Origin of the sequence: Dietzia sp. E1 (genome assembly GCF_014145015.1) — a bacterium.
In the GTDB taxonomy this organism is placed as follows: Bacteria; Actinomycetota; Actinomycetes; order Mycobacteriales; family Mycobacteriaceae; genus Dietzia; species Dietzia cinnamea_A.
Genome location: NZ_JAALDU010000365.1, coordinates 1 through 7576 on the forward strand (window position 1 = coordinate 1; position 7576 = coordinate 7576).

Here is a 7576-nt window from a genome sequence, read left to right on the forward strand (position 1 = left end):
GACGAGGTGGGCCGCGCGCTGGCCGACCTGCAGTTGCACCGCGCGCGCTTCGTGTCCTTCCGGGAGGTGTGGGCCGAGGGGCTCCCTGCCAGGCCGGGGCAGGTCTGGCTGACGACCCGGTTCCATCCGCACCTGTTCGCCGGGGCCCGCGGCGCCTCCGGGGTGGCCGTGCGCACGGGGTCGGCGTACTACGACGTCAAGCACGGGTCGCTCGCCGACGCCGGGTCGCCGTGGGCCACCGTCGGAGTGGGCGAGGAGCGCGTCCCGGCGTTCCCGACCGCCGGCGGATTCCACCCCGAGGCGGTCGCCGGGCACGTCCGCGCCGCCGAGGCACTGGCGGAGGAGCTCTACCCGCTGGGCTGAGGGCGGGCGGGCGCGAGGATCGCCGACTCCGGAACGGCGCGGCTCAGCGGTTCCGGATCTTGTCGACCTGGGCCCGGGCCATGTCGGCCAGCAGCTGATCGTCGAGGGCCTGCGAGGTGTGGATCTGGAAGTACACGCCGTCGACGGTGGCCGAGTAGGTGCTCTGCGCCGGCTCGGCCACGTCCTGGTCCGACACGATGCGCGCTGCCGTCGCGGACTCCGCCCCGTCGACCTCGATCGCGAGCGGTTCCGCACGGTAGACGATCTGCAGGTGCAGGGCGGGGTCGGTGGCGGCGCGGGTGAACGTCGCGCACTCGTCCAGGTTCTCGGGGACCCGCTCCCAGGTGCCGCCGGTCGTGGCGAACACCGAGATGACGTTCCCCTCGGCGTCGGCGAACTCCGTGGCCGCGGAGGCCTGCGGGTCCTGCTGGATGTGGGTGAGCATGTCCACAGCGGTGGGCAGGAGCGCGCCGCACCGGGCCGGCTCGGTGGTGTTAGTCCCGCTGATCTCCGCGAGAACGGCGATCACGTCCTCGTAGTTCTCGTCGCCCTCGCCCTCCTCCAGGACTTCGGCGACGTCGGAGTAGGTGTAACCCGCGGGGGCGTCCGCCTCGTTCAGGACGACGTCACCGGCCACTGCGGGAGCCGCGACCGCCGAGTCGGAGGAAGCGTCCTGAGAGTCCGCTCCGGAATCGGATGAGCAGGCACCCGGGGCCAGCAGGCCGGTCGGTGTCAGCGTGGACCTTATCGACACCCGTCGAGTCCCACCAATCACTCTGGCCCCACGCCCCCGGGCGGTGCGGGCGAGTGGCCGCTTTGTGCAACTAGTTGCACAAAGCGGGGGCCGACCGTACGGTCGGGGACAGGCGCTCGCCGCCTCCCATCTCGCCGAAAGGAATGCCGATGGCTCTGCCCTCCGTGCTCGCCGGCCCGCTCACCGTCCCGGTGCTCGCCTCGCCGATGTTCATCTACTCCGGCCCGGAACTCGTGGCCGCCCAGTGCCAGGCCGGGGTGATCGGTGCGTTCCCCGCCCTCAACGCGCGGCCGCAGTCGCTGCTGGGGGAGTGGCTCGATCAGATCACCGAGAGCAACGCCGACTACGCCGCGGCGAACCCGGACCGGTACGTGGCACCGTTCGCCGTCAACCAGATCGTCCACCGGTCCAACGACCGGCTGGAGCAGGATCTGGCGACGGTCGTCGAGCACGAGGTGCCCATCGTCATCACCTCGCTCGGCGCGCGCGAGGAGGTCAACGAGGCCGTCCACTCCTACGGCGGGATCGTCCTCCACGACGTCATCAACAACCGCTTCGCCCGCAAGGCCATCGAGAAGGGGGCCGACGGGCTGGTCGCGGTGGCCGCCGGGGCCGGGGGGCACGCCGGGACGCAGTCCCCGTTCGCGCTGGTACAGGAGATCCGCGAGTGGTTCGACGGGCCGCTGCTGCTGTCCGGGGCCATCGCCCACGGGCGGTCCGTCCTCGCCGCGCGGGCGGCGGGCGCGGACCTCGCCTACGTCGGTTCGGCGTTCCTCGCGACGGAGGAGTCGCGGGCCACGCCGGAGTACAAGCAGATGATCGTCGACAGTACGGCCGACGACATCGTCTACAGCAACCTGTTCACGGGCATCCACGGCAACTACCTGCGGGGCAGCATCGAGGCCGCCGGCCTGGACCCGGACAACCTACCGGAGTCGGACCCGTCGGCCATGGACTTCGGCTCCGGCGGGTCGAACGACTCCAAGGCGTGGCGCGACATCTGGGGCGCCGGACAGGGCGTGGGCGCCGTCCGCTCCACCGGCACCGTCCGCGACCTGGTCGACCGCCTGCGGGGCGAATACGACGAGGCGCTGGACGCCCTCACCGCCGGCGTCGGCGCGCTGCGCTGAGCCGATGTCGCTGAGGTTCGCGATCCTCACCTCGCTCACCGAGCGGGAGGGCAGCGGGATCGAACTCGCCCGACGCTTCGACAGGTCGATCGGGTACTTCTGGCCCGCCACCCACCAGCAGATCTACCGCGAACTCGACCGGCTGGCCTCGGCGGGCCTGATCCGGGAACTGCCACAGGACGGCCCGCCCCGGCGCGGACAACCCAGGCGGTTCGCGGTCACCGACGACGGCCGCCGATCGCTGGTCGAGTGGATCGGCGAGGACGACGCCCCGGACGTGACGCGGTCGACTCTCGCCGTCCGCGTCCGGGCCGCCGCCGCCACGGGCCGGACCGACGAGGTCCGGCGCGCCCTCGAGCACCACCGCGCCCGGCGGCAGGACAATTTCGAGCGGTACCGCGAGATCGAGAAGCGGGACTTCTCCGCCGTCGACCCGTCCGATCCGCGGGGCGTCCTCCAGCACCGCGTCCTCTCGCTGGGGATCGAGGAGGAGCGGGCCTGGCTGAGGTGGTGCGACGAGACGTTGGAGGCGCTGGACCGGCTGCCGCCGCCGGCTCACCGGGCGAGTAGCTCTCGGAGGGTCGACGCCCCGTCGTAGCTCGTCCGGAACAGTCCGCGGCGCTGCAGGACCGGGATCACGAGATCCACGAAATCCTCCAGACCGTCCGGGTAACTCGGAGGCATGAGGTTGAACCCGTCGGCCGCGCCCGCCCGGTACCAGCGCTCGATCTCGTCCGCGATCGATTCGGGCGTGCCGAGCATCGTGCAGTGCCCGCCGCCCGCCGCGAGGGTACCCAGCAGCTCACGCACGGTGGGCGAGTCCTTGCTGATGATCCGGAGGATGGTCTCGTAGCGGCCCTGCGGTCCCGCGAACTCGGCCAGCGGCGGCAACTCCGGAACAGGCGCGTCGAGCTCCCAGTCGGAGCAGTCCTGCCCGGTGAACATCGACAGCTGGGCCAACGACTCCTCGACCGGCAGCAGGGCGTCGAGCTCGGCCTTCTTCTGACGGGCTTCCGCCACAGTCGACCCGACATACGTCACCAGTCCGGGCATCACGACCAGCGAGTCCGCGTCCCTGCCCGCCGCCCGCGCCCGCCGCCTCAGGTCCGCGGCGTACGCCGACGCGGACTCGTCGTCGTACGCGACGGCGTAGATCCCCTCGGCGTGCCGCGCCGCCAGGTCCCGGCCCGGATCCGACGACCCGGCCTGGAACAGCACCGGCCGGCCCTGCGGCGACCGCGGCACGGTGAGTGGTCCGTCCACCAGGAAGTGCTCGCCCGCGTGGTGCACCGCCCGCACCTTCGCCGGATCGGCCCACAGTCCGCCACGGTCGAGGACCAGGGCGTCGGCGTCCCACGACTCCCACAGGGCGAGGGCGGCCTGCACGAACTCCTCGGCCCGCTCGTACCGCTCGGTGTGCCCCGGCAGGGCGGCCATCCCGTGGTTGCGCGCCTCCGCGTCGAACATGGAGGTCACCACATTCCAGCCGATCCGTCCTCCGCTGATGTGGTCGAGGGAGGCCAGCATGCGGGCGGCGTGGAACGGCGTGAAGAACGTCGTGGACACGGTGCTCACCAGCCCCACGTGCCGGGTCGCGCGCGCCATCGCCGACAGTGCGGTCAACGGCTCGAGGAACCACCACGAGCCGCTGGCGGGGTCTCCGACGGAGTGGCCGTCGGCGAAGAACACCGCGTCGAGGCAGCCCCGCTCGGCCGTGCGGGCCAGCTCCTCCCAGTAGGCGATGTCGCCCAGTCGCTCCACCGGGGAGTCGGGTCGGCGCCATGCGGCCGAGTGGTGGCCGCATCCGAACAGGAACGCATTGATATGCAGCATGGGACATCCCTTCGCCGGCATTACCCGGAGCAGGTTCGACGGGTCTCATCTCAGCCGCCCCCTTCTGGGCGGCACCCCGTGTCGTGACCCCGAGACTAGACCCCGTCGACGGTCAGCAGGATCTTCCCGTGCGATTCCCCGGACTCCAGCAGAGCCAGCGCCTCGGCCGCCCGCTCCAGGGGGATCTCGCGCGAGACCCTCGTGGTGACGTCACCAGCCGCGATCATTGGCCACACGTGATCCACGACCTCCTGGCAGATGCCGGTCTTCCCGCCGGGGCCGTCCACCGGCCGCGCCCGGAGGTTCGTGGCGAGGACGCCGGCCCTCTTGGGCAACAACCTGCCCAGGTTGAGCTCCCCCTTCACCCCGCCCTGGAGTCCGATGACGACCACGCGACCGTCCGGCGCCAGGGACGCGATGTTCGGCTCGAGGTACTTCGCGCCCATCACGTCGAGGACCAGGTCGACGCCACGGCCCCTCTCGTCGTCGTCGGTCCATTCCCCGACCCGTTCGACGAAGTCCTCGTCCCGGTAGTCGATCACCAGCTCGGCGCCCAGCTCGCGGCACATGGCCACCTTCTCCGGACCGCCGGCCGTGGTGGCGACCCGGGCGCCGAGCGCGCGGCACACCTGGATCGCGTGGGAGCCGATGCCGCCCGCGCCGCCGTGGATCAGCACCCGCGGCGCGCCCAGTTCGATCCGGCCCCAGTGCGCGTCCGCCGCGAGGACGCCCCGTCCGAGCCCGCCGGTCATCGCCAGGTTCGACCACACCGTGCACGCCACCTCGGGGAGCGACGCCGCCTCGTGCAGCGAGACCCCCGCCGGAACGGGCATGACCTGGCCCGCCGGGACGGCGACCTTCTCGGCGTACCCGCCGCCGGCCAGCAGGGCGCACACCTCGTCGCCGACCGCCAGGCCCTCGACCCCCTCGCCGACCGCCGAGATGCGCCCGGAGCACTCCAGGCCCAGGATCTCCGAGGCGCGGGGCGGCGGCGGGTAGTGCCCCTTGGTCTGCAGGAGGTCGGCACGGTTGACGGCTGACGCCGCCACGTCGATGAGTACCTCACCCGCGGCCGGGACCGGGTCGGCGACCTCGGTCAGATGCAGGGAGTCGGGACCGTTGTCGTACGCGATGGCCTTCATGCCCTCGACCGTAGCCGGACTGCGTGAGGGCGGGCGAGGTGAACTAGCATGGGCGACGTCGTGCAGCCGGTTCCACGTGGAACCGGCGGGGCCGCGCGTGTCGTGGCCGGCGGCGGGGAAGTGTGGCAGAGCGGCCGAATGCACTCGCCTTGAAAGCGAGCGTGCCTGAACAGCACCGGGGGTTCAAATCCCTCCACTTCCGCACTGGGACGAAAACTGGAGAGCGGTTAACCTGGGAAAACAGGTCTCGTGTGCTGGTGGAGACGATGCTACTCTAAAGACACGTCGGGACACAAGACCCCCGATATATCCCTCACTGGGACAAGAAACAGACACGAAAGACGCGCCATGCCTCCCAGGTCACGCAAGCGCCGCCCATTCGGCAGAGTCCAGCGCCTCCCCTCAGGTCGCTACCGGGGCCGGTACACGGGACCGGACGGCGGGCTACACAACGCGCCACGCACCTTTGAGACCGAGATGGACGCGGACGCCTGGCTGGTATCCGAGCGCAAACTCATCGACCTAGACGCATGGACCCCACCGGCAGACCGAGCGGCAAAGAAACGCGCGGACGGGATCACGGTCACGGAGTTGTGTACCCGCACGATTGAGCGCCGCAACCTACGCCCCGGCAGTAGGGAACAGTACAAGTCCCTCGTAGCGAAACGCATCACCCCGTATATCGGTGACCTACCCGCACCGCTGACAACTCCCGACGATATAGCGGGCTGGGGCCGGTCCATGCTTGACGACTTCCCCGACACCGCAGCACGAAACGCGGAGGCGTACAGGTTCCTCGCTGGCGTGTTCAAGGATGCGGTGAGGGACGGCCTCGTGGAGTCCTCCCCGTGTGTGTCGCCCGAGTTGGGGAAGAAACCCCGTCCGGCACGAAAGCCCGTCCTAGAGGTCTCCGAGTACGAAGCAATCGTGAAGGCGCTACCGAAGCACTACCAGCTGTACGCAGAGATTGCCGGTAACTGTGCTTTGCGTCCTGGGGAGGCGGCTGGTCTACAGGTTGGCGACGTGAGGTTCATCGAAGCCGAGAAAGGCACACGCGCCACGATTCGGATAGCCCGCACGGTGACTCAGGTGAAGGGGTACGGGCTGACGACGGGGCCGACTAAGACGGAGAGCGGTGACCGGACGGTAGCGGTCCCGAGTGATCTAGTTCCGCGTCTGGTGGCTCAGGTTGCGGATCGTGCGAGGTTCGGCGTGGATGCCCCGTTGTTCGTCAATAAGGATGGGCGGCGGATTCGTCCGCAGTCGTTCAGGTCCACGTTTGGGACGGCGGCGGGGAAGGCTGGGAGGCCGGATGTTGCCCCGCATCAGCTACGGCATTTCGGTGGGACGGTTGCGGCACGGGCTGGGGCTACGGTTCGGGAGATTATGGACTTGATGGGGCATTCGACGGCGGATCAGGCTATCGGTTATCAGCACACGGCGGCGGATAGGCCGGGGCAGATCGCGGACGGGGTGGGCAAGCTTTTGGGGTCGGTGGGGGAGTAGTTTCCGCTGTTCAGGGGTGGTTTCGTTCGAGCACGGACACCCCTCACGATATGGTGCGTTTTGATCCTTTCAGGTTCGGGCGCTTGCCTCGCCTGGGGATATTTTTGAGCCGGGTTCCGGTGTCTGCCCTGTTTTGGGTGCCCATATTACGTGTAGATGAGGGTTCGTTTATGTCTGTGTCGTCGTCCCGCCTGGTGTCCCTTCAGGATGCCGCAGAGCACTACAGCGTTTCGACCAAAACGATTCGCCGTTGGATCGCGGCTGGTCGCATCGAGGGTTACCGCGTTGGCCCCCGGTTGCTGCGTGTGCGTATGGATTCGCTGGATTCGGCTTCTCGCAAGCTCGCTACTGCGTGACATATGCCTAAGTGTTGCCGGTGGGGCAAATGACCCACGGGCAACACATAAACGAAAGATGCCAACATGAGCAGAGGGCCTGGACGCTGGCAGCGAGCAATCCTGACGGCAGTCGGAACGATTACCCCGGAGCAAGTCGTGGGACTGACCTACATCGTGCGGGACGAAGTAGGGGAAACTCCCACTCGTGCCGAAATGGTGGCAGCGCGACGAGCAGTGAAGCGCCTAGCCGAGGAGGGCCATATCAGGGCGGGTTGGTTCTGGGGTTCGGACCCTAATGGGAGGCGTGTGCAGGTTCTGGGGATCATGTCGCCGGATTCGGTCGTGTCCCCGACTTATCACGGCATCGAGCGGACGGGCCTGCCGGTATGGCATACGCCGCGTACCTCATGGCCTACGCCGACGGGCTAAACGAAAGCTCGCTTCTCTCCTGGCCTTACTGCAAGCCAACTAGACGAACTGAACGTCCAGCGGGAGATTAGGGGGGGGGGG

The 7576-nt window shown here is 69.1% G+C and carries 7 protein-coding genes, 1 tRNA gene, 1 pseudogene and 1 riboswitch; of the genes and pseudogenes, 6 read left to right on the forward strand and 3 right to left on the reverse strand.

From position 1 onward, the window contains the following. Positions 1-363, forward strand: a pseudogene (locus tag G6030_RS12065) (polysaccharide pyruvyl transferase family protein); the annotation flags it as partial. A 43-nt stretch (positions 364-406) separates the two neighbouring features. On the opposite strand, the gene G6030_RS12070 reads toward G6030_RS12065, so the two are convergent. After that, positions 407-1000, reverse strand: coding sequence for a hypothetical protein (locus G6030_RS12070; RefSeq protein WP_063972286.1), 594 nt, complete (start codon positions 998-1000; stop codon positions 407-409). 266 nt (positions 1001-1266) lie between these two features. Here G6030_RS12070 and G6030_RS12075 point away from each other — a divergent pair, with 266 nt between their 5' ends. Continuing rightward, positions 1267-2247, forward strand: a complete 981-nt coding sequence (locus G6030_RS12075) for a nitronate monooxygenase family protein (RefSeq protein ID WP_063972285.1) — start codon at positions 1267-1269, stop codon at positions 2245-2247. A 4-nt stretch (positions 2248-2251) separates the two neighbouring features. After that, complete coding sequence (locus G6030_RS12080) at positions 2252-2845, forward strand: PadR family transcriptional regulator (protein ID WP_182643287.1); 594 nt, start codon at positions 2252-2254, stop codon at positions 2843-2845. On the opposite strand, the gene G6030_RS12085 is transcribed toward G6030_RS12080, so the two are convergent. Both G6030_RS12085 and G6030_RS12090 read right to left on the reverse strand, forming a co-directional pair. Beyond that, a complete protein-coding gene (locus G6030_RS12085; RefSeq protein ID WP_063972283.1) occupies positions 2803-4080 on the reverse strand; it encodes an LLM class flavin-dependent oxidoreductase in 1278 nt (425 codons plus the stop codon). The genes G6030_RS12080 and G6030_RS12085 overlap by 43 nt on opposite strands. Next, a riboswitch (TPP riboswitch) is annotated at positions 4070-4169 on the reverse strand. (Overlaps the previous gene by 11 nt.) A gap of 6 nt (positions 4170-4175) precedes the next feature. Then, positions 4176-5222 (reverse strand): NAD(P)H-quinone oxidoreductase, encoded by a 1047-nt coding sequence (locus G6030_RS12090; protein WP_182643288.1) that lies wholly within the window; start codon positions 5220-5222, stop codon positions 4176-4178. Between the two features lie 116 nt (positions 5223-5338). Between G6030_RS12090 and G6030_RS12095 the strand changes: the two genes are divergently transcribed. The 3 genes from G6030_RS12095 to G6030_RS12105 all read left to right on the forward strand — a co-directional run bounded on the left by G6030_RS12095 (position 5339) and on the right by G6030_RS12105 (position 7084). Next, a tRNA-Ser gene (locus G6030_RS12095) sits at positions 5339-5424 on the forward strand. A gap of 275 nt (positions 5425-5699) precedes the next feature. After that, complete coding sequence (locus G6030_RS12100) at positions 5700-6728, forward strand: site-specific integrase (RefSeq protein WP_182643289.1); 1029 nt, start codon at positions 5700-5702, stop codon at positions 6726-6728. Positions 6729-6898: 170 nt separating this feature from the next. After that, positions 6899-7084: a helix-turn-helix domain-containing protein gene (locus tag G6030_RS12105; protein WP_182643290.1), complete on the forward strand. Its 186-nt coding sequence runs from the start codon at positions 6899-6901 to the stop codon at positions 7082-7084. The last annotated feature ends 492 nt before the right edge of the window (positions 7085-7576 follow it).

Coding starts and splice junctions, on each gene's coding strand:
- G6030_RS12075 (WP_063972285.1), top strand. CDS start 1,267: ATGGCTCTGCCCTCCGTGCTCGCCGGCCCGCTCACCGTCCCGGTGCTC.
- G6030_RS12080 (WP_182643287.1), top strand. CDS start 2,252: ATGTCGCTGAGGTTCGCGATCCTCACCTCGCTCACCGAGCGGGAGGGC.
- G6030_RS12085 (WP_063972283.1), bottom strand. CDS start 4,080: ATGCTGCATATCAATGCGTTCCTGTTCGGATGCGGCCACCACTCGGCC.
- G6030_RS12090 (WP_182643288.1), bottom strand. CDS start 5,222: ATGAAGGCCATCGCGTACGACAACGGTCCCGACTCCCTGCATCTGACC.
- G6030_RS12100 (WP_182643289.1), top strand. CDS start 5,700: ATGGACGCGGACGCCTGGCTGGTATCCGAGCGCAAACTCATCGACCTA.
- G6030_RS12105 (WP_182643290.1), top strand. CDS start 6,899: ATGTCTGTGTCGTCGTCCCGCCTGGTGTCCCTTCAGGATGCCGCAGAG.